The sequence below is a fragment of the Rhizobium sp. Leaf341 genome (genome assembly GCF_001424325.1).
GTDB lineage: Bacteria > Pseudomonadota > Alphaproteobacteria > Rhizobiales > Rhizobiaceae > Ferranicluibacter.
Genome location: NZ_LMPE01000015.1, coordinates 94932 through 119665, shown reverse-complemented (window position 1 = coordinate 119665; position 24734 = coordinate 94932). Strand labels below are relative to the sequence as shown.

The 24734-nt window shown below is 64.8% G+C and carries 26 protein-coding genes; 6 read left to right on the top strand and 20 right to left on the bottom strand.

Translation table 11 applies throughout. The features are described 5' to 3' along the window. The first annotated feature begins 14 nt into the window (after positions 1 to 14). From ASG03_RS15475 to ASG03_RS15455, 5 genes are all read left to right on the top strand, one after another. Entirely contained in the window at positions 15 to 1526 is a 1512-nt protein-coding gene (locus ASG03_RS15475; RefSeq protein WP_062695224.1) for an ATP-binding protein, read from the top strand. A gap of 438 nt (positions 1527 to 1964) precedes the next feature. Next, positions 1965 to 2582: a 30S ribosomal protein S4 gene (gene rpsD / locus ASG03_RS15470; protein WP_062473662.1), complete on the top strand. Its 618-nt coding sequence runs from the start codon at positions 1965 to 1967 to the stop codon at positions 2580 to 2582. Positions 2583 to 2683: 101 nt separating this feature from the next. Continuing rightward, positions 2684 to 3628 carry a glutaminase gene (locus ASG03_RS15465; RefSeq protein ID WP_062694378.1) on the top strand — a complete coding sequence of 315 codons (945 nt, stop codon included), beginning with the start codon at positions 2684 to 2686 and terminating at the stop codon, positions 3626 to 3628. Positions 3629 to 3786: 158 nt separating this feature from the next. Next, positions 3787 to 4641: a tRNA 2-thiocytidine(32) synthetase TtcA gene (ttcA, locus tag ASG03_RS15460; protein ID WP_443216634.1), complete on the top strand. Its 855-nt coding sequence runs from the start codon at positions 3787 to 3789 to the stop codon at positions 4639 to 4641. Continuing rightward, positions 4638 to 5465, top strand: a complete 828-nt coding sequence (locus tag ASG03_RS15455; protein ID WP_062694377.1) for an inositol monophosphatase family protein — start codon at positions 4638 to 4640, stop codon at positions 5463 to 5465. Before ttcA ends, ASG03_RS15455 begins: the two co-directional genes overlap by 4 nt. Positions 5466 to 5538: 73 nt before the next feature. Here ASG03_RS15455 and ASG03_RS15450 read toward each other — a convergent pair whose 3' ends face one another. From ASG03_RS15450 to ASG03_RS15420, 7 genes are all read right to left on the bottom strand, one after another. Next, the gene (locus ASG03_RS15450) at positions 5539 to 6816 is read right to left on the bottom strand and encodes a multidrug effflux MFS transporter (protein ID WP_062694375.1); all 1278 of its coding nucleotides are present in this window, start codon (positions 6814 to 6816) and stop codon (positions 5539 to 5541) included. A gap of 28 nt (positions 6817 to 6844) precedes the next feature. After that, positions 6845 to 8101 carry a multidrug effflux MFS transporter gene (locus ASG03_RS15445; RefSeq protein ID WP_062695220.1) on the bottom strand — a complete coding sequence of 419 codons (1257 nt, stop codon included), beginning with the start codon at positions 8099 to 8101 and terminating at the stop codon, positions 6845 to 6847. Positions 8102 to 8536: 435 nt separating this feature from the next. Next, complete coding sequence (gene grxD / locus ASG03_RS15440; protein ID WP_062473654.1) at positions 8537 to 8872, bottom strand: Grx4 family monothiol glutaredoxin; 336 nt, start codon at positions 8870 to 8872, stop codon at positions 8537 to 8539. A 148-nt stretch (positions 8873 to 9020) separates the two neighbouring features. Further along, positions 9021 to 9251 carry a hypothetical protein gene (locus ASG03_RS15435; RefSeq protein WP_062694373.1) on the bottom strand — a complete coding sequence of 77 codons (231 nt, stop codon included), beginning with the start codon at positions 9249 to 9251 and terminating at the stop codon, positions 9021 to 9023. Between the two features lie 4 nt (positions 9252 to 9255). After that, a complete protein-coding gene (locus tag ASG03_RS15430; protein ID WP_062473650.1) occupies positions 9256 to 9489 on the bottom strand; it encodes a BolA/IbaG family iron-sulfur metabolism protein in 234 nt (77 codons plus the stop codon). Positions 9490 to 9540: 51 nt separating this feature from the next. Further along, complete coding sequence (gene purL, locus ASG03_RS15425) at positions 9541 to 11772, bottom strand: phosphoribosylformylglycinamidine synthase subunit PurL (RefSeq protein ID WP_062694372.1); 2232 nt, start codon at positions 11770 to 11772, stop codon at positions 9541 to 9543. 257 nt (positions 11773 to 12029) lie between these two features. Beyond that, on the bottom strand, positions 12030 to 13439 hold the full coding sequence (locus ASG03_RS15420) for an aminotransferase-like domain-containing protein (protein WP_062694369.1): 1410 nt from the start codon (positions 13437 to 13439) through the stop codon (positions 12030 to 12032). Between the two features lie 86 nt (positions 13440 to 13525). Here ASG03_RS15420 and ASG03_RS22150 point away from each other — a divergent pair, with 86 nt between their 5' ends. Next, positions 13526 to 13813 (top strand): DUF1127 domain-containing protein, encoded by a 288-nt coding sequence (locus tag ASG03_RS22150; protein WP_082475798.1) that lies wholly within the window; start codon positions 13526 to 13528, stop codon positions 13811 to 13813. 161 nt (positions 13814 to 13974) lie between these two features. Here the strand turns inward: ASG03_RS22150 and ASG03_RS15415 are convergent, their stop codons facing one another. From ASG03_RS15415 to ASG03_RS15355, 13 genes are all read right to left on the bottom strand, one after another. Beyond that, positions 13975 to 14364 carry a hypothetical protein gene (locus ASG03_RS15415; protein ID WP_062473642.1) on the bottom strand — a complete coding sequence of 130 codons (390 nt, stop codon included), beginning with the start codon at positions 14362 to 14364 and terminating at the stop codon, positions 13975 to 13977. A 63-nt stretch (positions 14365 to 14427) separates the two neighbouring features. Continuing rightward, positions 14428 to 15099, bottom strand: coding sequence for a phosphoribosylformylglycinamidine synthase subunit PurQ (purQ, locus tag ASG03_RS15410; RefSeq protein WP_062694368.1), 672 nt, complete (start codon positions 15097 to 15099; stop codon positions 14428 to 14430). Further along, entirely contained in the window at positions 15096 to 15353 is a 258-nt protein-coding gene (locus tag ASG03_RS15405; protein WP_062694366.1) for a hypothetical protein, read from the bottom strand. The genes purQ and ASG03_RS15405 overlap by 4 nt, the downstream gene beginning before the upstream one ends. 18 nt (positions 15354 to 15371) lie before the next feature. Continuing rightward, the gene (gene purS, locus ASG03_RS15400; protein WP_062473636.1) at positions 15372 to 15614 is read right to left on the bottom strand and encodes a phosphoribosylformylglycinamidine synthase subunit PurS; all 243 of its coding nucleotides are present in this window, start codon (positions 15612 to 15614) and stop codon (positions 15372 to 15374) included. 42 nt (positions 15615 to 15656) lie between these two features. After that, positions 15657 to 16421: a phosphoribosylaminoimidazolesuccinocarboxamide synthase gene (purC, locus tag ASG03_RS15395; protein WP_062473634.1), complete on the bottom strand. Its 765-nt coding sequence runs from the start codon at positions 16419 to 16421 to the stop codon at positions 15657 to 15659. A 215-nt stretch (positions 16422 to 16636) separates the two neighbouring features. Then, on the bottom strand, positions 16637 to 18445 hold the full coding sequence (locus ASG03_RS15390) for a putative bifunctional diguanylate cyclase/phosphodiesterase (RefSeq protein ID WP_062694364.1): 1809 nt from the start codon (positions 18443 to 18445) through the stop codon (positions 16637 to 16639). Between the two features lie 104 nt (positions 18446 to 18549). After that, the gene (locus ASG03_RS15385; RefSeq protein ID WP_062694362.1) at positions 18550 to 19122 is read right to left on the bottom strand and encodes an RBBP9/YdeN family alpha/beta hydrolase; all 573 of its coding nucleotides are present in this window, start codon (positions 19120 to 19122) and stop codon (positions 18550 to 18552) included. 86 nt (positions 19123 to 19208) lie between these two features. After that, positions 19209 to 19511, bottom strand: coding sequence for a PilZ domain-containing protein (locus tag ASG03_RS15380; RefSeq protein WP_062694360.1), 303 nt, complete (start codon positions 19509 to 19511; stop codon positions 19209 to 19211). Positions 19512 to 19654: 143 nt separating this feature from the next. Further along, positions 19655 to 20956, bottom strand: a complete 1302-nt coding sequence (gene purB, locus ASG03_RS15375; RefSeq protein WP_062473627.1) for an adenylosuccinate lyase — start codon at positions 20954 to 20956, stop codon at positions 19655 to 19657. A gap of 61 nt (positions 20957 to 21017) precedes the next feature. Continuing rightward, entirely contained in the window at positions 21018 to 21620 is a 603-nt protein-coding gene (locus ASG03_RS15370; protein ID WP_062694358.1) for a hypothetical protein, read from the bottom strand. Beyond that, entirely contained in the window at positions 21617 to 22294 is a 678-nt protein-coding gene (gene rpe, locus ASG03_RS15365) for a ribulose-phosphate 3-epimerase (protein WP_062694356.1), read from the bottom strand. Before rpe ends, ASG03_RS15370 begins: the two co-directional genes overlap by 4 nt. A 147-nt stretch (positions 22295 to 22441) precedes the next feature. After that, the gene (locus ASG03_RS15360; protein WP_062694354.1) at positions 22442 to 23461 is read right to left on the bottom strand and encodes a P1 family peptidase; all 1020 of its coding nucleotides are present in this window, start codon (positions 23459 to 23461) and stop codon (positions 22442 to 22444) included. An 8-nt stretch (positions 23462 to 23469) separates the two neighbouring features. Further along, complete coding sequence (locus tag ASG03_RS15355; protein ID WP_062694352.1) at positions 23470 to 24558, bottom strand: ABC transporter substrate-binding protein; 1089 nt, start codon at positions 24556 to 24558, stop codon at positions 23470 to 23472. Positions 24559 to 24734: the final 176 nt, after the last annotated feature.

Genomic DNA, 24734 nt, shown 5'->3' with positions numbered 1-24734 from the left:
AGAACGAGGGTTTCATGAAGGTCGGCATCGACATGGGGACGGCGCTCGACGGCAAGTCCGTACCGCTCGATATCGAGGAACTGCTGGCGACGCGGCTTCTGGTGCAGGGCAATTCCGGCTCCGGAAAGTCGCATCTCCTGCGGCGTCTCCTCGAGCAGTCCGCACCCTGGGTCCAGCAGTGCATCATCGATCCGGAAGGCGACTTCGTCACGCTGGCCGACAAGTTCGGCCATGTCGTCGTCGAGGGCGAGCGCACGGAAGCGGAACTGGTGGGCATCGCCTCGCGCATCCGCCAGCACCGTGTCTCCTGCGTGCTCTCGCTCGAAGGGCTCGACATCGAGCAGCAGATGCGCACGGCCGGCCTGTTTCTCAACGCGCTTTTCGACGCCGACCGCGAGTTCTGGTACCCGATCCTCGTGGTGGTCGACGAGGCGCAACTCTTTGCGCCGTCGGTTGGCGGGGACGTGACCGAGGAGGTGCGCAAGCTCTCGCTCGGTGCGATGACCAACCTCATGTGCCGTGGCCGCAAGCGCGGCCTGGCGGGCGTGATCGCGACGCAGCGGCTGGCCAAGCTGGCCAAGAACGTGGCGGCGGAAGCATCCAACTTCCTGATGGGGCGCACCTTTCTCGATATCGACATGGCGCGCGCCGCCGATCTCCTGGGTATGGACCGGCGCACGGCGGAGATGTTCCGCGACCTCAAGCGCGGATCCTTCGTGGCGCTTGGCCCGGCCCTGTCGCGCCGGCCGTTGCCCGTGACGATCGGAACGGTCGAGACCTCGGCGCGCTCCACCAGCCCGATGCTGACGCCGCTTCCGGAGGCTGTTGCGGATGTCGAGGATCTGATCTTCACGCCCGACCCGGACGAACTGACCCGGCCGCTGACACGCCGTGTCGCGCCGGCGCCCCGGCCGGCGACCGACATCCTGGCGGAGCTCTCGCGTCCGCGTCCGGAGCCTGTCGCGCCCGTCGAGGCGCGCCCGCAACAGCCGGACATGCCGCCGGCCGACCGGGAGGCGCTGCTGGACCAGATCCTCTCCGAAATCCTCGACCATCCCGGCGCGGCCTTCCGGGCCGATGCGGAGCTGTTCCAGGATTTTCTGGTGCGCTGCCGGATCAGACGGGTGCCGGGTGCGGCCCTGTCGCTGCCGGCGTTCCGCCGCAAGATGGCGATCAGCCGCTCCGGCGTCGATGCCGAAACGGCGGCAAGCGATACGTGGAAAACCGCCCTCGATCTTTCGCGGCAGGTCACGGAAGACCTGCAGGGCGTGTTCCTCAACGTGGCGCAGGCCGCGCTGCGGGGGCAGCCATGTCCGTCCGACCTGATGATCGCGCGGGCCTATGGCACGCATTCGGCCAGACGCGCCCGCCGCCTTCTCGGCTATTTCGAGGAGCAGGGGCTGATCGTCGTCCATGGCGACGCGGCAGGACGCCGGATCGTCGCCTTTCCCGATCTGAGTGCCGAGACGGCGCCTGGCGACCCGAACGCCGCCCTGGAGATGGACGAGCGCAGCGCCGCGGAGTAGACGTAAGCCTGTGGATACCCGAACGTCTTCGGCGCCGCCGAGGGCCGTGTCGACATGGATATGACGGTTGCGGGGCGGCGGACTTTCGATGCCGCGGGCCGAGACAACGGGTGTCAGTGCTCGTCCCGGAGCGCACGGTTTCACGATCGCAGGGTTTCACGAGCGCAGGCTTTCACGATCGCGGGGAGCGGGATCGAACGGGCGGGTTGCGTCCTGCCTTGTCCGCGCGCCGACCAGGTTGACAAGTCCGTGACTTGCCCCTAAACACCGCGACAACGCCGGGCCGAAACGCCCGGTGTTTTATTTGACATGTCCCGTGGCGTCTCCCTTAGCTTTATGTGAGATACCTGTCAGAACGGCGCAAGCGGTTCAGAGGAGGGCGTGTTTCCTTCATCCTGTCCGGCAACGGACGGGTGCAACGTTTTGAAAGGAAATGCGATGAGCAAGCGCGAATCGTCCAAGTACAAAATCGACCGCCGGATGGGCGAAAACATCTGGGGTCGTCCGAAGTCCCCGGTCAACCGCCGCGAATACGGCCCCGGCCAGCACGGCCAGCGCCGCAAGTCCAAGCTGTCGGACTTCGGTGTCCAGCTGCGCGCCAAGCAGAAGCTCAAGGGCTACTACGGCGATATCCGCGAGAAGCAGTTCCGCGCGATCTACGACGAAGCCAACCGCCGCAAGGGTGATACTTCGGAGAACCTGATCGGTCTGCTCGAATCGCGTCTCGACGCGATCGTGTACCGCGCCAAGTTCGTTCCCACGGTCTTTGCTGCCCGTCAGTTCGTCAACCACGGCCACGTCTCGGTCAATGGCGTTCGCGTCAACATCGGTTCCTATCGCTGCAAGGTCGGCGACGTGATCGAGGTTCGCGAGAAGTCCAAGCAGCTGGTCATGGTTCTGGAAGCCGTGAGCCTCGCCGAGCGTGACGTTCCCGACTACATCGAAGTCGACCACAACAAGATGGTTGCAACCTTCGCTCGCATCCCGGGCCTTGCCGACGTGCCTTACGCCGTCATCATGGAACCGAACCTCGTCGTCGAATTCTATTCGCGATAAGCGATCGTTACGGCTTCGGCCTTGCACAATCGGAAAAAAGCCGCTCCATTCGGGGCGGCTTTTTTCATGCGGAAACGGTCAGGCAACGACGTGAGGACCCCATGTCGGATACGGAATCTCTCGACCTGCAGTCGGTGCTCGACGACATCTATGCCGCCATCGCGCCACGTCGCGGCGAGGGAAAGGTGGCGGACTACATCCCCCAGCTGGCGCGAATCGACCCCCAGCGCTTCGGGATGACGATCGCGACCGTCGATGGGCCGGTCTATTCCGTCGGCGATGCCCAGATCCCGTTTTCGGTCCAGAGCATTTCCAAGGTCTTCACGCTGACGCTGGCGCTTGGCAAGCACGGAGAGCGCCTATGGTCGCGGGTGGGGCGGGAGCCGTCCGGCACGGCGTTCAACTCCATCGTGCAGCTGGAGCAGGAGGGCGGGAAACCGCGCAATCCCTTCATCAATGCGGGTGCCATTACGATCAGCGACCTCATCCTCGCCGGGCATACGCCGCGGGAGGTGATCGGCGAAATCCTGCGGTTCATGCGGATGCTTGCCGACGACGAGGACATCTCGATCGATCCGCAGGTGGCGAAATCGGAAGCCGCGACGGGGTTCCGAAATGCCGCACTCGCCAATTTCATGCGCTCGTTCGGCAAGCTCGATCACCCTGTCGATCATGTGCTGGGCGTCTATTTCCACCACTGCGCCATCGCCATGACCTGCGTCCAGCTGGCAAAGGCGGGCCTCTTCCTGGCCAATAATGGCCAGCAGCCGGGAACCGGCCATTCCATCGTCTCCCGCCAGCGCGCGCGGCGCATCAATGCCCTGATGCTGACCTGCGGCCACTATGACGGCTCGGGCGACTTTGCCTATCATGTCGGTCTTCCCGGCAAGAGCGGCGTCGGCGGCGGCATCATGGCAGTGGCGCCGGGGAAGGCCTCGGTCGCCGTCTGGTCGCCCGGGCTGAACGAGAACGGCAACTCGCAGCTGGGCTCGGTGGCGCTGGAGATGCTCGCAAACCGCACCGGATGGTCCGTGTTCGGCGCCTGACGCGCGCCCGTACCGATTTGTCTTGATCTTGCCGCGCAGGGCGGGCAAGGCAGGCCGTCCATACGTATTCGTGGCCGTCGGCGTTGTCGAACAACGCCCCCGCCGGAAAGCCTTGTTCGATGACATCTCAATCCACGCTGCTCCGCGACGACGAAGGCTTGCCGACCGCGCCTGCAACCGAGCTGCCGGCGATCTTTCACGGCATGCCGGACAGCGTCAGCTTCAACAAGCTGCGCAAGCGGCTGTTGCGCAATGTGCGCCAGGCGATCGACGACTTCGGCATGCTGAACGGCCAGAAGCGGTGGCTGATCGGCGTCTCCGGCGGCAAGGACAGCTACAGCCTCCTGGCGCTGCTCATCGACCTCCAGTGGCGCGGCCTGCTGCCCGTCGACCTGATCGCCTGCAATCTCGACCAGGGTCAGCCGAATTTTCCAAAGCATGTCCTGCCGGATTACCTGCGGTCCATTGGCGTCGCCCACCGCATCGAGTACCGCGACACCTATTCCATCGTGAAGGAAAAGGTGCCGGCCGGCGGCACCTATTGCGCGCTGTGCTCCCGTCTGCGGCGCGGCAATCTCTACCGCATCGCCCGGGAGGAGGGCTGCGACGCGCTCGTGCTCGGCCATCACCGCGAAGACATTCTGGAAACCTTCTTCATGAACTTCTTTCATGGCGGGCGGCTGGCGACGATGCCGGCCAAGCTCGTCAATGACGAGGGCGACCTGACGGTGCTGCGTCCCCTGGCCTATGCGGCGGAAGACGATCTGGCGAAATTCGCCGCCGCGATGCAGTTCCCGATCATTCCCTGCGACCTCTGCGGCTCGCAGGACGGCCTGGAGCGCAATGCGATGAAGGCGATGCTGGCCGATATCGAGGCGCGCATGCCCGGTCGCAAGGACACGATGCTGCGGGCGCTCGGCCATGCCAATCCGTCGCATCTGCTCGATCCGAAGCTCTTCGACTTCCAGTCGCTGACGACCCAGAAACCCATGACAACGGAACCCCACCCATGACCCGCGAGATCGACATTGCCGGACTGGCCAACCTGCTGCAGGAGGCCGCCGCGATCGAAATCCTGCCGCGCTTCCGCAATCTTTCGAGCGGCGACGTGCGGATGAAGACCGAAGCGATCGATCTCGTCACCGAGGCCGACGAAGCCGCGGAGCGGCTGATAAAGGCGCGTATCGGCGATATCGTGCCCGGCGCCCTGTTCATCGGCGAAGAATCGGTGGCTGCCGATCCGGCCTTGCTCGGCAAGCTGGCGGGCGCCGATCTCGCCGTGATCGTCGATCCGATCGACGGCACCTTCAACTACGCGGCCGGCCTGCCGCTCTTCGGCGTGATGGCCAGCGTGGTCGCCGGTGGCGAAACGATCGCGGGGATCATCTACGACCCCATGGGCAACGACTGGGTGATCGCCGAGAAGGGCTCGGGCGCCTGGGCGTGCCGCGCAGACGGATCGCAGGACCAGCTCTCGGTCACGCCGGCGCCATCGACGCTGGAGGATCTCGTCGGCTGCGCTTCGACGGGCTTTTATCCGCCGGAAGACCGCCGCACCGTCATGGGCAACATGGCGCGGGTGCGGATCGCCACCAGCTACCGCTGCGCGGCTCATGAATACCGGGCGTTCTCCGCCGGCCACTTCCACTTCCTCATGTATCAGAAGCTGATGCCGTGGGATCATCTGGCGGGATGCCTGATCGCCGAGGAGGCAGGCGCCTATGTGCGCCGTTTCGACGGTTCGCGCTATCAGCCACAGCACGTCGACGGCGGCCTGCTCGTGACGTCGGACGAGGCAAGCTGGCACGCGTTGCGCGAGAACGTCTTCACGGTCTGATCTTCGCATCGGTGCGAAACGCAAAAAGGGCAGCCACCGGGCTGCCCTTTTTTGCGTCGCGGTGTCGGGTGGTTCAGTGCCCGCCCATGCCCGGTTCCATGTCCGCCTCGTCGCCCGGATGGGTGAACAGCTGGCCGCGCTCGGCCCAGAAGACAGCCAGGATGGTGAAGAGGCCGAAGAGGGCGAAGCCGACGAAAAGCGGGCGCACCGTCCCGTCGAACATCTGACCGATCATGCCGCCGAGGAGAGCGCCGCCCGTCGTGGACACGAAGCCGGTGACGGCGGTGGCCGTGCCGGCAATGTGCCCCATGGGCTCGAGGCAGATGGCGGTGAAGTTCGTCGTGATGACGGCGAAGAACATCAGCATGACGCTCAGCATCAAATAGGTGAAGAGGAAGGACGGCGTGCCGAACAGCGCAACCACGACGGCCAGCATCCCGAGCAGGGTAAAGACGATCATGCCGGCATGCGAGATGCGGCGCATGCCGAAGCGGCGGACGAAGTAGCCATTGGCGAAGTTCGCGACCGCGATGCCGGAGGCCGTTCCGGCGAAGGCGATCGGCAGCCAGTCGCCGAGCCCGTACACGGTCCCGAAAATCTGCTGCACGGTGACGATGAACGTGCAGATGACGGCGGTGAACAGCGTGAGGCCGAGCATGTAGCCGCAGGTGACGCGATTGGTCAGGACCGTGCGGAAGCCGCCGGAAATGGCCGCGACCGACAGGGGCAGACGCTCCGCCACAGGCAGCGATTCCCGCATGCGCATGCTCGCCCAGACGAAGAGAATGGCGCCGATCACGCCGAGCAGCAGGAAGATCCAGTGCCAGTCGGCATAGGTGAGGACGGCCTGGCCGAAGGACGGCGCGAGGATGGGCACCAGCATGAAGACGATCATGATGTAGGACATGACCCGCGCCATCTCCCGGCCGTCGAAGCAGTCGCGCGTGATGGCGGTGGTGGTGATGCGGATGGCCGCCCCGCCGACGCCCTGCGCGAAGCGGAAGGCGAGGAGGGCGGTAAAGCTCTCCGTCCAGGCGGCGGCAAAGGTCGTGACCGTGAAGATGGCCAGACCGAGCAGCAGGATGGACCGCCGGCCGAACGCATCCGCAAGGCTGCCGAAGACGAGCTGGGCGAAGCCGAAGCCGAAGAAGTAGACGGCGATCACGAGCTGCGCATCATTCGGATTCGTGACGTTGAGGGAGCTTGCGATATGCGGCAAGGCGGGGAGCATGCTGTCGATGGCGATCGCGATGCTGGCCGTCATCAGGGCGATGGTGACGACGAACTCGCGGAAACCGAGTCCGATGCGTTGCGAGCCTTGCGGCAGAGGTGGCAGAGGGGGCGTGGGCATACGGGACTCGATTTCTGGCGGTGACGGGTCAGCCGGCGGTGTGGTGGTGATCGGAGGAAAACAGGCGGCCGCGCTCGGCGAGAAGCACGAAGAACAGGCCGATGATGGCGACCGAGAGGAAGCCGAATGCGAGCGGCGTCACCGTGCCGTCGAAGGCCTGGCCGATCATCGCGCCGATCAGCGCGCCGCCGATGGTCTGCATGAAGCCGATCACGGACGAGGCTGTTCCCGCGACATGGCCGAGCGGCTCCATCGCCATGGCATTGAAATTGGCGCCGATCAGGCCGAACTGGAACATGGCGCTGCCGTAGAGGATGGCGAACAGCCAGAACGGCAGGAAGCCGGCTGCAGAAAAGACCGCCCAGACGGCGCTCGCGACGACGAAGAGCAGCAGCGCGATGTGGGATACGCGATGCATGCCGTAGCGGCCGACGAGGCGCGAATTCGTGAAGGATGCGACGGCCATCAGGCCGGCGAAGCAGGCAAAGACCAGCGGGAAGTAATTGCCGAGGCCAAACACGCCGACCATGACCTGCTGGGCCGAATTGATGAAGCCGAACAACGCGCCGAAGATGAAGGAGATGGCGAGCGCGTAACAGAGCGCCGTGCGGTTGCCGAGCACGATGGCGAAGGAGGCTGCGATGCCCTTGACCGTGAACGGGCGACGGCGCTCGTCCGTCAGCGTTTCCGGAAGATACAGCATGACGAGGACCGTCGCGAAGGTCGCATAGACGGCGATGACAAGGAAGATCATGTGCCACTCGGCAAAGAGCATGACGAGCTGGCCGATGCTCGGCGCAATGACCGGCACGACCATGAAAACCATCATGACGAGGGACATGACCTCTGCCATCATGCGCCCGCCGTAGATGTCGCGCACGATGGACACGCTGATGACGCGTGTGGCGGCCGCGCCGAGGCCCTGCACGAAGCGCAGCGCCAAGAGAGCGCCGAAGCTTGGAACGAAGACGATGGCGAGCGCGCACAGCGCGTAGATCATGAGGCCGGCGATCAGCGGCACCTTGCGGCCGAACCGGTCGGAGAGCGGCCCGAAGAACAGCTGGGCGCTGCCCATGCCGATCAGGTAGGAGGTGATCACGAATTGGCGGCTGTTCTCATCGACCACGCCGAGGCTTTGCCCGATCTGCTGCAGGCCGGGCAGCATCATGTCGATCGACAGGGCGTTGATCGACATCAGCATGGCCATGATGGTGATGAACTGGCCCTTCGACAACGGCATCGCGATAGCGGATTCCGGAGCGGCGGTCTCGGTCGTGGACGTCATTCTCAAGTGTCCTTCCATCCCGCCGCTGCGCGGCAGGCGATCCGACAGGAGCACGCAGCAGCGCCGCGCATCGGCCGGACGTTCGGCCATAGGTCACGCGCGATCCCCAGGATCTCCGGCCTATAGCGCTTTAATACGAAATCTGCCGGAAGCCGGCAAAGATGGGAGGCGTCGCTGCTGCCCGGTCATTCTCGGAGGAGGCCGGGTCAACGCGTGATTCGGAACCCGACGCCGAGCATATCGCGCGCCTCCGGGCTTCGATAGCGCAATCCGGCAACAGAATGGTGACGACTTACTTTGAGGGACCATCTTTTGACGCGGCGGCGAAAACGTCGCGCATGGCGCGCGCTTCACGAGCCGCGAACAGACGAGCGGTCCTCAAACAACGACCCCGGCGCAGGGCCGGGGATCGGAGCATTTCAAACACAGGCCTTATCAGGCCGAGGCTTTGACCTCGACGCCGTTTTCCTGGAGATGGGTCTGGAGTTCGCCGGCCTGGAACATTTCGCGGACGATGTCGCAGCCGCCGATGAACTCGCCCTTGACGTAGAGCTGGGGAACTGTCGGCCAGTTCGAATAATCCTTGATGCCCTGACGCAGGTCGGCATCGGCCAGCACGTTGACGCCCTTGTAGTCGACGCCGAGGTAATCGAGAATCTGCACGACCTGACCGGAGAAGCCGCACTGCGGAAACTGCGGGGTGCCTTTCATGAAAAGCACGATGTCGTTGGTCTTGACCTCATTGTCGATGAAATCGGTGATACCGCTCATACTGGAATTCCTTCTCTGTCCCGTTTCAAGGACGGGTGTCGATAACCCTTCACATAGCATGCCGCCACGCAGGTTTCACCCATTGTGGCAGAAAAAATGGGCGGCATTTCCGCCCGGCAGACTTTGCGTCTCCGCGCCCGGACGCGGTTCAGCCTCGCTTATGCTTGCTGCGCGCGGCCGCTGTCCGCTTGCGGCTCACCTGCTTCTTCGGCGCCACGGCCTTGACGATAGCGTCCTTGACGAGGTCGGTGACCACGCCGGTCGGCGTGCGGGCTTGCCGTTTCCCGCGTTTCGTCCGGCCGGTGCCGCTCTTCTTCAGGATCTCCTTCAAGACGCCGTCGACCACGCCGGCCATCAGGAGCTTGATCAGGCCTGCCACGCGCCTACTCCGGGATCGAGGTCTGCAGCGCCAGGGCATGGAGCACGCCGCCCATGTTGCCCTGAAGCGCGTTGTAGACCATCTGGTGCTGCTGCACGCGGCTCTTGCCACGGAACGCCTCGGCCACGACCTCGGCGGCATAATGATCGCCGTCGCCGGCGAGATCGCGGATTGTGACCTGCGCGCCGGGAATGCCGGTTCTGATCATGTCTTCGATATCGCCCGGTTTCATCGGCATGTGGTGTCCTCCTTGTTCCCGTGCCCGCTCGACCGTTCGGTCTGCCCTGGCTTATTCGGTCGCCGGCAGTGCGCCGGACATGAAGTCAGGGAACCACGATTCATGGGCCTTTTGCAATCGTTCGATCGGCACGGCGCGCGCCGTTCCGAGCGTCACGGTCGCGCCGCCCGTGCGGCCGATGACGGGCGCGTGAACGCCGCGGAGTTCGGCGATCTTCTGGATTTCCTCCACGTCGTCCGCCTTGACCGTCACGACGTAGCGGGCCTGGTCCTCGCCGAAGAAGACGGGGATCGGATTGCGGCCCTCGACCGGATCGATGACGGCGCCGATATCGGAGGCGATCGCCATTTCGGCAACCGCCAGGGCAAGGCCCCCCGACGAGCAGTCATGCACGGCGGTTGCAAGGCGATCGCGGATGAGTTCGCGGACGAAGTCGCCCGACCTGCGCTCGAGCGCAAGGTCCACAGACGGCGGCGGACCATCGGTGCGGCCGTGGATGTCGCGCAGATAGACCGACTGGGCGAGGTGGGTGCCGAGCTCGACCGGTGCGCCGACCAGCAGGATCGTCTGCCCTTCCGCGGCAAAGCGGATGCGCGCCATCGTCGACCAGTCGTCGATCAGGCCAACGCCCGCAATGGTCGGGGTCGGCAGGATCGCCTGGCCATGCGTTTCATTGTAGAGCGAGACATTGCCGGAGACGATCGGGAAATCGAGTGCCCGGCAGGCCTCGCCGATGCCCTTGATGGCGTGGACCAGCTGGCTCATGATCTCCGGCTTTTCCGGATTGCCGAAATTCAGGTTGTCCGTGGCGGCCAGCGGCAGGGCGCCGGTGGCGGTCATGTTGCGCCAGCACTCGGCAACAGCCTGCTTGCCGCCTTCGAAGGCGTCGGCCTCGACATAGCGGGGCGTCACGTCGGAGGAGAAGGCCAGGGCCTTGGTGGCGTGGCCCTCGACGCGGACGACGCCGGCATCGCCGCCCGGCAGCTGCAGCGAGTTGCCCTGGATCAGCGTGTCGTACTGCTCGTAGACCCAGCGGCGCGAGGCATTGTTGGGAGAGCCCACGAGCGTCAGCAAGGCCTCGGCGATATCGGCCTGGGGAATGTCGTCGGCGGCCAGCGGAGCCGGCACCTTTGCCGGTGTCCAGGGACGGTCGTATTCCGGCGCCTCGTCGCCCAGTTCCTTGATCGGCAGGTTGGCGACCTCCTCGCCCTGGTGCAGCACCCGGAACCGCAGGTCGTCCGTCGTCTTGCCGACGATGGCGAAATCCAGACCCCATTTCACGAAGATCGCCTTGGCGACCTCTTCCTTGGACGGCTCGAGCACCATGAGCATGCGCTCCTGGCTTTCCGACAGCATCATTTCATAGGCCGTCATGCGCTCCTCGCGCACGGGCACCTGGTCGAGGATCAGCTCGATGCCGAGATCGCCCTTGGCGCCCATCTCGACCGCCGAGCAGGTGAGGCCGGCGGCGCCCATGTCCTGGATGGCGATGACGGCGCCCGTCTTCATCAGTTCAAGGCAGGCCTCGAGCAGGCACTTTTCGGTGAAGGGGTCGCCGACCTGAACGGTCGGACGCTTTTCCTCGATCGATTCGTCGAACTCGGCAGACGCCATCGTCGCGCCGCCGACGCCGTCGCGGCCGGTCTTGGCGCCGAGATAGACGACGGGGAGGCCGACGCCCTTGGCTTCCGAGAGGAAGATCGCATCGGTCTTGGCAAGGCCCGCCGCAAAGGCGTTGACAAGGATGTTGCCGTTGTAGCGCGCATCGAACTCGACCTCGCCGCCGACCGTGGGAACGCCGAAGGAATTGCCATAGCCGCCGACGCCGGCGACAACGCCGGAGACGAGGTGGCGTGTCTTCGGGTGATCCGGCGCGCCAAAACGCAGGGCATTCATGGCTGCGATCGGGCGGGCGCCCATGGTGAACACGTCGCGCAGAATGCCGCCGACGCCGGTGGCCGCGCCCTGATAGGGCTCGATGAAGGAGGGGTGATTGTGGCTCTCCATCTTGAAGACGACACAGTCGCCATCATCGATGTCCACGACGCCCGCGTTTTCGCCCGGGCCCTGGATGACGCGCGGACCCTTGGTCGGCAGCGTCTTCAGCCATTTCTTGGAGGACTTGTAGGAGCAATGCTCGTTCCACATGGCCGAGAAGATGCCGAGCTCGGTAAAGCTCGGCTCGCGGCCGATCAGATCCAGGATGCGCTGGTATTCATCCGGCTTCAGGCCATGGGAGGCAATGAGGTCCGGCGTGATCGGGCGGGCATTTGAGATGGCCATGTGCAGGTTCCCTGAGACGTTGGCCGGTTCTTAGCCGAAGCCTGCCCGTTGCGCGACAGGAAAATACCGGAAGAATGGCGCGGGAACACCGCAAACGCTGCTTTTCCAAAACCGTTTTCCAGACGCAGGCACCCCCCAGCGATATCCCGATGCCCACACGTTTCCAGGGGGCTGCGCGATGCTTTCGGCGGGCCCGCGTGGGGTCCACGGGGTCGAAGCTCGTGAACGACGCGGGTCGACGGCGTGCTGACATCGGCTCAGCTGGCGCTGTCATATCCGGCAAGACCGCCGTCGAGAACGGTCCGGAGCAGCTCGAACCCGCGTCGAACGTCGTCACGGCCATGATTGGAAAAGGCGATCCGCACCCGGTGATGCACTTTGTCGGAGCGGCCGGCCTTGAACTCGTCCTCGCCGTCGATCATCACGCCGGCCTCGAGGGCCGCCGCCTTGAAGGTGCCGGACAGCCAGGGTTCCGGCAGGTGCAGCCAGAGGAAGGGAACCTGGGGCAGGGAACGGAAGTCGTACCCTTTGAGGCTCTCGCGTGCCAGCGTTTCCCGCGCGGCGAGTTCGGCGACGACGCGCGTTCGAATCTCCCGGGCTGCGCCGGACAGAACGAGCCTGGCTGCACATTCGGCCAACAGAAAGGCCGTTCCGCCGCTCAGCATCTTATGGGCGATCTTGACCCGGGCGGAGAAATGGCGGGGACAGGAGACCCAGCCGCCGCGAACGCCCGGACCCACGGATTTCGAGAGGCCGGAGACGACGAAGGTCCGCTCCGGGGCGAGGGAGGCGAGCATGGGCTGCGCGTCGCCGATGAGGATGCCGTAGATGTCGTCCTCGATCATGAGAACATTGTACCGCTGCGCGATGTCGGCAATCTTCTGACGCCGGACCCGATCCATCCCGGCAAGCGTGGGATTATGCAGGGTGGGCATCAGAAAGACGACGGCCGGATGCTGCTGCTGGCAGATGCGCTCGAAATCCTCGGGCACGAGACCTTGCGCATCGGTATCGCCCGCAAGGATGCGCCGGCCCATGAGACTCAACGCCCGGGCAACCTGGCTATAGGTCAGGTTCTCAAACAGGATCCGGTCGCCCGGAGCCGTCACCGCCGCAACGACGGAGATGATGGCGGCATGGACGCCTTGCGTCGCCACGATGCTCTCGGCGTCGGGCTCCCAGCCGGCACGCGACAACCAGATCATGCCTGCTTCCTGCCAGCGGTGCGGCGCCGAGCGGGTGTATTCGGAGACTTCCGTCGGCTGGTCGGTTGCGACCTGTTTCAGGATTTCCTCGATCGCGGCGGCCTGGCCGACCTGCGGCGCTCCGGTCGAATCGAATCGCAGTTTTCCGACCGGTGCGTCCCCTGTTTGTGTGCCGGCTAAGGATTGGACTTCGGTGGCGCCCGTCTCGGTGTGCGACTTCCGCTCGCGGACATAGGTGCCGCGCCCGACTTCCCCGGCCACCAGGCCGCGTTCGTGCATCAAGGCATAGGCGCGGCTGACCGTGCCCAATGTCACGCCGACATCGAAGGCGAGATTGCGCTGCGCCGGAAGCTTTTCGCCTGGCGGCAGAACACCACTGTCGATCGCGGCCTCGATCGATTGGGCGAGCCTGAGATAGAGCGGTCCATCGCCGGCAGAGAGGTCAGGGAGCCAGTTTGTCATGGTAACAATAATGACATTGCTCGATTGTATTTGTCAATTGTATTGATTGTCGAACTGACACAATTCAACGCTTCCGAGGTCTAGCCATGTTACGGCAAAGCTATAATGATACAATTGATACACTTTTCCCAGATGGATATCGGCGTGAGCGGCTATTTCGCTCCGACGGCGATATGCTCTCCGCTCCGCCCACGGCGGAACAGGGCCGACTCGCTCGGATCTGGGAAAGGTTTGTTCACTGGCGGATGAAGCGCGCGGGACGGCTCGTGCTCAGGGAACTGACGGACGATCAGCTGAAGGATATCGGCCTGACGCGCTGGGACGTTCGCGCGGAGCTCGAATCGTCCGCGTTCGTCAAGGAGAGGGTATCGTGAATCGACACTGTCCTGTCGCCGCGCCCATGGTCACGAGGCGGCTCGGAAGCCTTGTCGAACGCCTGTCGATGGCCGGGATCGATGTTCGCAGACGGACGATCGCTGCACGCCCCGTGGCGCCGGATTGACGGGCCGTGACGATGGCGGTGACGATGGCGGTGTCAGCAGCCCTTGTCGCCGTTCATCCAGCGCTTCACGTCACCTGTCATGCGCACCCCGATCGGTTCGTTGAACAGCGGGCCGAAGGCATCGACCTTGGCCGGGTGGCCCTCGGCCTGGATGACCGCGAGAGGGCGGGCTTCCGGATTGTTGCGCTTCACGAGCAGGATGCGCGGGCGTCCCGAAAAGGAGTTCAGCTCCGGCGCGAGGCGATAGGGCTTGAAGGCGGCGTCGCCCGATTTGAACCAGCACGCATTGGCACTTAGGGCGATGCGCTCCATGGTCGGCAGTGCTGCGACATTGCGGACCGGTGCGGGCGCGGGTGCAGACTGGCAGCCGGACAGCAGCGCCGCGATGGCGGCAGCGATGGAGGAGAGGCAGGCAGGATTCATCGCTGGATCTCGATATAAGCCGGGCAATCCGGCAGCTGTGTCGGAAAGGTTGCGGCCGGAAAATCAGGCCGCAATGACGTCGAGAGCGGAGGCGAACAGGGCGCGGCCGTCGGAACCGCCATGGGCGGCCTCGATCAGGTTTTCCGGATGCGGCATCATGCCGAGAACGTTGCCGCGGGCATTTGTCACGGCGGCGATATCGTTCATCGACCCGTTCGGATTGGTGCCGGCCGCATAGCGGAACACCACCTGGCCGTCCCCTTCGATCGCCTTCAGCGTTTCCGCATCGGCGAAATAGTTGCCATCGTGATGCGCGACGGGGCAGCGGATGATCTGGCCTTCCGCATAGGCGCGGGTGAAGTCCGTGGCGGCGTTGACGACCTCGAGCTTGATCTCCTTGCAGACGAACTTCAGCGAGGCGTTGCGCATCAGCGCGCCCGGCAGCAGGCCGGCTTCGAGCAGGATCTGGAAGCCGTTGCAGACACCGAGCACCCGGACGCCCTGTTCCGCCTTGGCCTTGATCGCCTGCATGACCGGCATGCGCGCGGCGATGGCGCCGCAGCGCAAGTAATCGCCATAGGAGAAACCGCCGGGAATGACGATCAGATCGACATCCGGGATCTCGGTTTCCGTCTGCCAGACGGTGACCGGCGGCTTGCCGGAGATCATGGTGAGGGCGGTGATCATGTCACGGTCGCGATTGAGACCGGGGAGCTGAACGACGGCGGACTTCATGGATGCGGATCGAACCTTGACTGTGCCTCGGCGAGCTCGCGCAGCTCGAGGCGGTTTTCAATGCGGTCGAGACGGGTCTCGTGGCGTCCGAGGATCCCGCCGATGTTGTGAATGTCCTGCTGAACCGACACAAGCGTGCCACGCATGCTCTGCATCTCGCTCTTCAGCTCCGTTACGGCATGTCTGGTGTGCGATAGATCGCCATTCATCTGCTTCAGGAGTTCGTACATCCGTTCGTTCGTGACGTTCGTCATGCCACGCTCCCGCAACCTTCAGTCGAGGGAGATAGTATAGTTCTCGATCACGGTGTTTGCCAACAGCTTGTCGCACATGGCTTTTACGTCGGTTTCGGCTTTCGCTCGGTCGTCGGTGTCGACCTGGAGGTCGAACACCTTGCCCTGGCGAACCTGGCCGACGCCGTCAAAACCGAGGGCGCCGAGGGCGCCTTCGATGGCCTTCCCCTGCGGGTCGAGTACGCCGTTCTTCAGCGTGACAGTTACGCGTGCGGTGATCACTTTCGTCTTCCTCGAAACTGGATGCTCTCGGGCTCTGGCGGCTTACTTGACCAGAACCGGACCCGAACCGCGCGGCGGCTCGTTCTCGTTCATGATGCCGAGACGGCGGGCGACTTCCTGATAGGCTTCGACCAGACCGCCCATGTCGCGACGGAAACGATCCTTGTCCATCTTTTCCTTGGTCTCGACGTCCCAGAGGCGGCAGCTGTCCGGCGAAATCTCGTCGGCCAGGATGATGCGCATCATGTCGCCTTCGAACAGGCGTCCGCACTCGATCTTGAAATCGACCAGCTGGATGCCGACGCCCAAAAACAGGCCGGTCAGGAAGTCGTTGACGCGAATGGCCAGCGCCATCACGTCGTCCAGCTCCTGCGGGCTCGCCCAGCCGAAGGCCGTGATGTGCTCTTCGGAGACCATGGGATCGTCGAGGGCATCGGCCTTGTAGTAGAACTCGATGATCGAGCGCGGCAGCACGGTGCCTTCCTCGATGCCGAGACGCTTGGAGAGGGAGCCGGCCGCGACGTTGCGCACGACGATCTCGAGCGGAATGATCTCGACTTCCTTGATCAGCTGCTCGCGCATGTTCAAACGGCGGATGAAATGCGTCGGGATGCCGATCCGGTTCAAGTGCGTGAAGATGTATTCCGAGATCCGGTTGTTCAGAACGCCCTTGCCGTCGATGACGTCATGCTTCTTCTTGTTGAAGGCGGTTGCGTCGTCCTTGAAGAACTGGATCAGCGTGCCTGGCTCCGGGCCCTCATAAAGGATCTTGGCCTTGCCTTCATAGATTCGGCGGCGACGGTTCATAGACTCTGTCTCTTATTGTTGCAGGCGCTGGGAGATGCGCCTTTTCGTTGATGCAGTTCGGGCATGATCTTCTCCCGGGTCCATAGCGGAAAAGAAACCGTTTCACAATCGGCGTCTCATCTCTCGGCGGGGGACGGCGACGCCCGGGCGGCATTGCAGGCCTGCGTTGAGGACATAACGGGGATGATGGAAGCCGAGCGATTGAGGCTGGTCGCTCATGGCTGCGGCCGTTTTTCCAGCGCCTTCGTCCGCAGGAAGGCCTCGAGGGTTGCGGCATCCATGGGGCGGGCGAGGGCGAAGCCCTGGAGCACGTCGCAACCCATGGTCTGGAGCAGATGGACCTGGGCCATGGTCTCCACGCCTTCGGCGACGATCTCGATGTCCAGAGCGTGGCCCATTTCGATGATGGCGGCGATGAGGCGGCGCTGTCGGTCGTCGCGCGTCACCGGGGCGATCAGGGCCCGATCGATCTTCAGGCGTTTCGGTCGAAGGGTCGTGAGACCGAGGACGGAGGCGTGGCCGGTCCCGAAGTCGTCGATTTCGATCGCAACGCCGGCCTTGCGGATCCGGCTGATGGCTTTCGCCATGTCGTCGTCGAGCACGTCCAGAAAGATCGATTCGAGCATTTCGAAAACGATGGTTCCTTTCGGAAGGTCTTTCGTCGGGACGTCTAAAAGCAGCTGCGGATCGAGAAGGCGGCGGGCGGACACGTTGAGCGAGAGGCGGTCGATGCGGAGGCCGTCTGCGCGCCAGCGCAGAAAATCCGCGCTCGCCTTCTTGGCCAGGGTCCGGTCGATGCGCCGCATGACGTCGATGTCTTCGGCGATCTTGAGGAAACGCTCGGGGGTCAGGATTCCGTGCTGAGGGTGCTGCCAGCGGGCAAGGGTCTCCACGCCGCAGACCTCCAGCGTCCGAGCGTCGAATTGCAGCTGATAGAATGGAAGGAAAGCGTCTTCCGCCACGCCGCGCAGGATGTCGTCCGCGGTCTGCTTGATCGCGCGGTTCCGCGCGTCGAGCTCCGTCGTGAAGAGCACGGTCCGGCTGCCCTTGCGGGACTTGGCCGCGGAGAGCGCGGTCGCCGCGTTGATCAGCGCCTGGGGGCCGTCGACCGCGTCGCCGGTCCAGGCGACCCCGACGCTGACCCCGCATCGAAAGAGATGGCCCTCGCACGGGATCGGCTGCTCGAGGCTCCGCACGATCTCGTCCGCCAGGTGCGCCGCGTCCTCGGATCGGCTGCCGGCCGTCAGGACGAGCGCGAACTCGTCGCCACTGATGCGGGCGAGGCATTCTCCTTCGTTGCGCAGAGCCGCGAGCCGGCCGGCAACGCAGATGATGGCCGCGTCGCCCGCCCGGTGTCCAAGCGTGTCGTTGATCTCCTTGAAGCGGGACAGGTCGATCTGCAGGACCGCGTGCCGGGCACGGGGAGGCGGCTCGGCCGAAAGACGATCGAGATGCAGCAGAAGAGCGTGCCGGTTCGAAAGGCCCGTCAGCTGGTCCTGCAACGCCCTCCGTTCGATTTCCCGCCACGCGCCCTCCAGCGCTTCGTAGCGGGATTCTGCAAGCGCCCGCGCCTGTTCGAGGTTTTGCTGGAGCATGACGTCGTCGGTCGCGTCCCAATTGGCGCCCAATAGGCGTCGGTGCCCCTTGCTGTCGCTGAAGGTGACGGACCGGGACCGGATATGGCGAACCGCCCCGTCCGGCCGGACGATACGAAAGGCATTGTAGAAGGGCTCGCCCGAGGCAATCCCAGCGTCGATCGTCGCCCATGCGCGATCGCGATCATCCGGGTGAAGCGTTTTTTCAAGGACGTCGCCCTCGTCTTCGTGCGGCTGCTCGCTGTAGCCGAAAATTTGCATGAGGGCGGCATCGCGCTTGACGCGACCGGTCTCCAGGTCGGCGTCGAACACACCGATCTTGGACACATCGAGGGCCAGCCTCAGCCGGCGGGCAATATCGTCTGCGGGACCGCGATCGGAGCCCGATCCGCCGTCCTCGCTTTCCCCCGTGCTTGGTTCGCTCGTCACATCCAGGTCCGCCCCGCCTGGGGAACGATGCCCTGGACAGGGTCGCCCTCAAGCACTTCACCGGACGTCAGGCTTCACCGAGTTATCAGGGTAAGTCAAGGCCGTCAGATCGTCGTCGGCGGCGGCTTCAGGCGACTGAGGAACTGCGCGAACACCATCGTTCCCTCCGGCCAGGGTCCGTGACCGGACTCCGCGTTGAGATGGCCCGACTCGCCCGCGTCGACGAGGATCGATCCCCAGGCGTTGGCGATGTCGCCGGCATGCTCGTAGGAGCCGAAATGATCGTTGCGGCTGGCGACGATCATCGACGGAAAGGGGAGCGGATCGCGCGGATATGGCCCGAAGGTCATCAGGTGTTTCGGACGGATTCTTGGGTTTTCGACATCCGGCGGCGCGACGAAGAAGGCGCCGGCGATCTTGTGCTGGTTTTCCTTGGAGATCGCATGCACCGCGGTGGCGACTCCGAGTGAGTGGGCGACGATGACCACCGGCTTCGTCGCGGCCGCGATTTCCTCGTTCATGCGCGCCACCCAGTCCTCACGGACGGGCTTGACCCATTCCGCCTGTTCGACGCGGCGCGCGGAGGCGAGCTTGCTCTCCCAGCGGGTCTGCCAATGATCGGGGCCCGAATTGGTGTATCCGGGAACGATGAGAATATCTGCTTCCGAAGCTTTCATGATGTCGCGATGTGAGGCGGCACGGTTTTCTTGTCAAGACCCACGATGGGGCCGGACAGGCGGCTTTCGCTCCGGGAGACGGGTGATTAGCGGAAAAACTTGTAGAAGGAGGCGATCTTCGCGCTCGTGTTCGACGATGTGATCAGGCGAACGCCGATCTGGTTGCCGCGCGTCCACTGGACCGAGCCGTTCAGGCGACCGAGTTCTTCGGTTTCGATGACGACATTCTGGCCCTGGGTCGCCTGGATGTCGTAGGTGAGCTGCAAGCTCATGCCCGCGTCGGACAGGTCGGTCACGGTCGCGCCGCTGGCCTTGTCCCGGCATGTTACGCGGCCCACCAGTTTGACGCGGGACCGCTTCTCGCGCTCCGTCCCCAATTGTGCCGGCATGTCTCGTGTGCTCCTCTCAGCCTCTCTGTTTGTCCAGAGTTGCAGATTAAGCAAAAACCATCACGGAAGCCTTGCGGGGAACGGTCGCATTCTATCGAACGCGGCCGTTCCGTCGTTTCTGGCACGCCTTTGCGTCGGATCGGTCAGCCGAACACGCGGCGGAAGATCGTGTCGACGTGCTTGGTGTGGTAGCCGAGATCGAACTTCTCGCGAATGTTCTCCTCAGGCAGATAGCCGCGGACCTCTTCGTCGGCGAGAAGCTCTTCCAGGAAGTCCTTGCCCTGTTCCCAGACGCGCATCGCATTGCGCTGGACCAGGCGATAGGCGTCCTCGCGCGAGGCGCCGGCCTGCGTGAGGGCGAGAAGAACGCGCTGCGAGTGGACGAGGCCCCGGAACTTGTTGAGGTTGCCCATCATGTTGTCGGGGTAGACCAGCAGCTTGTCGATGACGTTGGTCAGGCGCGCCAATGCGAAGTCGAGCGTGACGGTCGCATCCGGGCCGATCATGCGCTCCACTGACGAGTGCGAGATATCGCGCTCGTGCCAGAGCGCCACGTTTTCCATGGCCGGGATGGAGAAGGCGCGAACCATGCGGGCGAGGCCGGTGAGGTTTTCGGTCAGGACCGGGTTGCGCTTGTGCGGCATGGCCGATGAGCCCTTCTGGCCCGGAGAGAAATACTCTTCGGCTTCCAGCACTTCGGTGCGCTGAAGGTGACGGATCTCCGTTGCGACGCGTTCCACCGAGGAGGCGATGACGCCGAGGATGGAGAAGTACATGGCGTGACGATCGCGCGGGATGACCTGCGTGGAGACCGGCTCCGGCTTCAGCCCGAGGGCCGCCGCGACATGCTCCTCGACGCGCGGGTCGATGTTGGCAAAGGTTCCGACGGCGCCCGAGATGGCGCAGGTCGCGATTTCCTCGCGTGCGGCCACGAGACGGGCCCGGCAGCGTTCGAACTCGGCATAGGCCAGTGCCAGCTTGACGCCAAATGTCGTGGGTTCGGCATGGATGCCGTGCGAACGGCCGATGGTGACCGTGTCCTTGTGCTCGAACGCACGACGCTTCAGGGCCTCCAGCAGGCGGTCCATGTCGGCGAGAAGCAGGTCTGTCGCCTTGACGAGCTGGACGGAGAAGCAGGTGTCGAGCACATCCGACGACGTCATGCCCTGGTGGACGAAACGGGCATCGGGCCCGACGATTTCGGCCAGATGCGTGAGGAAGGCGATTACGTCATGCTTGGTTACGGCCTCGATCTCGTCGATGCGATCGACGTCGAAGGTGGCGGCGCCGCCTTTTTCCCAGATGGTCCGGGCAGCCTCCTTGGGGATGACGCCGAGGTCGGCGAGGGCGTCGCAGGCGTGGGCCTCGATTTCGAACCAGATGCGGAACTTGGACTCGGGCGACCAGATGGCGACCATTTCCGGCCGGGAATAGCGGGGGATCATCGGCTGTCAGCTTTCTCTCGGATATCGTTGGCCGAGCCTCTATCAAAGATGTCCTGCAAGCTCAACGCTGAACGCGCGTCAGCCAGAGGCTCATGCCGAGGAGAGCCGGGAGGCCGAGCGGCAGGTAGAGGCGGATGCCCATGACGATGAACTGGTAGATCGCGCCCGCGCCGGTGAAGGCGAACTGATAGAACCAGATCCGCGTGGCGAAGGGCGCGTGCCATTGGGCAAAGAACAGGCGGTACTGCAGGGCAAAGAGGATGCCCGTGATGCCGATCGTCAGGAGCGTCAGCGACAGGAAGCTGGCGGCAAAGCGTGTTTCGGCTGGGCGCCCGAAGGCGAGACCCTGCGCGGCGAAGACCGCGATGGGAAAGGCGAGCGAGCCGCCGAAGAAGAAAAGGACCAGGATCGCGAGACTGTGTCCGGTATCGATGCGTCCCTGCAGGAGCAGCGAGGTGACGGCGCAGAGCGCCATCGTCAGGCCCCACAGCGGCACGAGAGGAAGATGCCGTTTTGCGCCGAGCCAGCCTGCTCGCGCTTGCGCCTGCCATCCGGCCCCTTGGCCGGCATGCTCCTGCGCGGTGATCGCCGGGCGAGGGCGCTGACGCGTGGCGCGTTTCGACGGCAGCGGTGGCAGCCGCGCCGGGCCGCCGTCTCCGGTCATCCGCGGCCGCTTTCCGCCCGCGCCCGGAGGCTGGAAATGGCCGTGCGGTAGGCGTCGGGGGAGCCCCCGCCATAGATCGCGGAGCCCGCGACGAAGACATTGGCCCCGGCCTCGGCCGCGGACGCGATCGTCGCCTCCGTGATGCCGCCATCGACTTCGATGTCGATCGGCCGGTCGCCGACGAGCGCGCGGACGCGGCGGATCTTGTCGAGCGTTGGTGCAATCAGCGTCTGGCCGCCGAAGCCGGGGTTCACGGTCATCACCAGCACCAGATCCACCGTGTCCAGCAAATACGCGATGGTTGCTTCCGGCGTTGCCGGATTGATGGCGACGCCGGCTCTTTTCCCGAGGTTGCGGATGGTCTGCAGCGAGCGGTGGAGATGCGGCCCCGCTTCCGCATGCACGGTGATGCTGTCGCATCCCGCCTTGGCGAAGGCTTCGAGATAGGGGTCGGCCGGGGCGATCATCAGATGGCAGTCAAAGGTGGCATCGGTCAGAGGGCGCAACGCCTTCACGACGTCGGGCCCGAAGGTGATGTTGGGAACGAAATGCCCGTCCATCACGTCCAGATGCACCCAGTCCGCCCCTGCGGCGACAACGTCGCGGACCTCGTCGCCGAGCCGCGCGAAATTCGAAGCGAGAATGGAAGGGGCGATACGAAGGGGACGCGGCATGCTGAAATCTCCGGAATGTGTTTCCTTCGCGACCGACGCGAGGAGAACGACTGCATCATCGCTGTCCGAGCGGATTCCCGCCCGAATGGGGATGCAGTAGCACTGGTCGCCGAGGGCGGCAATGTCGCGGCACGGCCTGCGTGCCTCTCAGGCGGACGCGGCGTGCAGGTCGCGCCAGCAGGGACGAAGGTCGCCTTCGGCCGCCGTCGCGTCGTGAACCCCGCGCGCGATCGCCCGGGCCATCGTCGATGCAGCGGCGGCGCAGAGATCGAGAAACGCCGCGGGATCGAGGTTTCCAGGTTGCCGGCCGGTCGAAACGGCAAAGACGAGGTCGCCATCGAGCAGCGTATGCGACGGCCAGAGCGCGCGGGAAAAGCCGTCATGGGCTGCCACGGCGAGACGTTTGGCTTCAGCCTTCGTCAGCGAGACATCGGTCGCGATGACGGCGATCGTCGTGTTGGCCATCGGTGCGACGGCATCGAGCTTGGTGCGAACGGCCGTCGCGTTGGCGGGCAGCGGAGCGGGCAGGCCGCGACCGCCGAATTCTCCATCACATTCGAAGGGCGCGGCCCAGAAGCAGGCGGTATCGCCGATGGTGGCCGATCCGAGCGGATTGACGGCTGCGAGAGCCCCGACCGTGATGCCGTTTGCAAGGAGGGTCGATGCCGTTCCGAGCCCACCTTTCAGGTTCGCGGTCGTTGCACCCGTTCCCGCGCCGACGCTGCCTGTGGCCACCTCGATGCCGGCCGCCATGGCGGCCGCGAAGCCGAGGTCGCGATAGGGCGCATGGAGCCCCCAATCCTTGTCGCCACCATTGTTGAGGTCGAACAGGATGGCCGCCGGGACGATCGGGACAATGGCGGGCCCCACGGCCAGCCCGCGACCCATGGCGCGCAACGCGGCCTGGACGCCGGACGCGGCATCGAGCCCGAAGGCCGAGCCGCCGGAAAGGCAGAGCGCGTCCACCGTCTGGACGCTGTTGTGCGGCTCGAGGAGGTCGGTTTCGCGCGTCCCCGGCGCGCCGCCGAGAATCGACACGGCGGCAACCGCCGGGGGATCGCAGAGAATGACCGTGACCCCGGATTTCAGGCGATCATCCTGCGCGTGGCCGACCGCAAGTCCCGGAACATCGGTCAACGCATTCAGGGGGCCACGCTGCACCGGCATCTGCAGCCTCACTCGGTTGCGGGCGGGGCGTCGATGAAGCGCCCCTGCTGCCACATCATCAGGCGGTAGGGATTGTCTGCGAGCTCGTGTCCGGCATCGAAGCGGATCGTACCGAGCACGGTCGGATAGGCAGCCTTGGGGAGTGCGTCGGCGAGCGGCGTGCCATCCTTCAACGCGCGATCCTTGGCCTGCTCCAGAAGGCTCATCGCCGCAAAGGCGGGCAGGGTGTAGCCTTCGGGCACAATGTTCGCCGTGCGCATCGCGGCTGCCGTCTGCGCGGCGTCCGGCAGAGATTCGGGATCGGGGAGCGTGACCGCAAGAACGCCGTCCGCCAGAGGAATCGGCTGGTCCGCCGCATCGAGCGCTTCCCCGCCGAGCAGCGTCAGCGACAGCTTCTCGCTCGCGGCGTCCCGCGCGATGATCGCGACATCGCTGCGGTCGCCGCCGATCAGGACATGGGTCGCTCCGCTGCGGGCAAGGCGGCGTACGAGGCTGACCTGCTGCTCCTGCGCGGGCCGGAACGTGTCGGAGAACACCGGCGTGAGGCCCATCTCGGCCAAGGCGGCGCGCACGCCTTCCACCAGATCGCGACCGTGGATCGTGCCGTCATCGATGAGCGCGAGCGGCTCGCCCTTCCAGCGCTCCAGAATGACGCTCGTCAGCTTTTCGGTCTCCTTGCGCGCGTTTGGCACGAGCCGGTAGAACGGCCATCCGTTCTTGCGGACATCCTCCATGAGCACATCGGACCGGACGCTGAGACTGATGGCGGGGACCCCCGTGCCACCAAGCGTCGGCAGGACGGCGTCGAGGCTCTCCGTGCACAGGAAGCCGATCAGGGCCTCGGTGGCGGCCGCGGCAACAGCGGCCTTCAAGGCTTCGGCATCACCTGCCTCGCAGGTTTCGGGAATGGAAACGACCTCCGAGCCGCGCGCTTCGGCCTGGAACCGGGCTCCCTCGAGAACCTGCCGCCCCAGCGCCCCCAGCGGTCCTTCGACCGGCGCGACGACGCCCACCTTCAAGCCGGCGGCCGCTGCCCCGGATGCGCCGGCGAACCCGAGCGCAACGGCTGGGAGAAGAACGAAGAGAACGCGGAACATGGGACTTTCAACGCTGCTGAGAGGACGGATGTTTTGACCAGGGCTTCGACCGGCCGGCCAGGGCTTCGACCGGATGTCGGACCCGCGACCACGGGCACATCGCCCGCATTTCCGGCACGGTCGACATGCCCCGGCATGTTCGGCAATCCCGCAACCCGCGTCAAAGGAAAACAGCA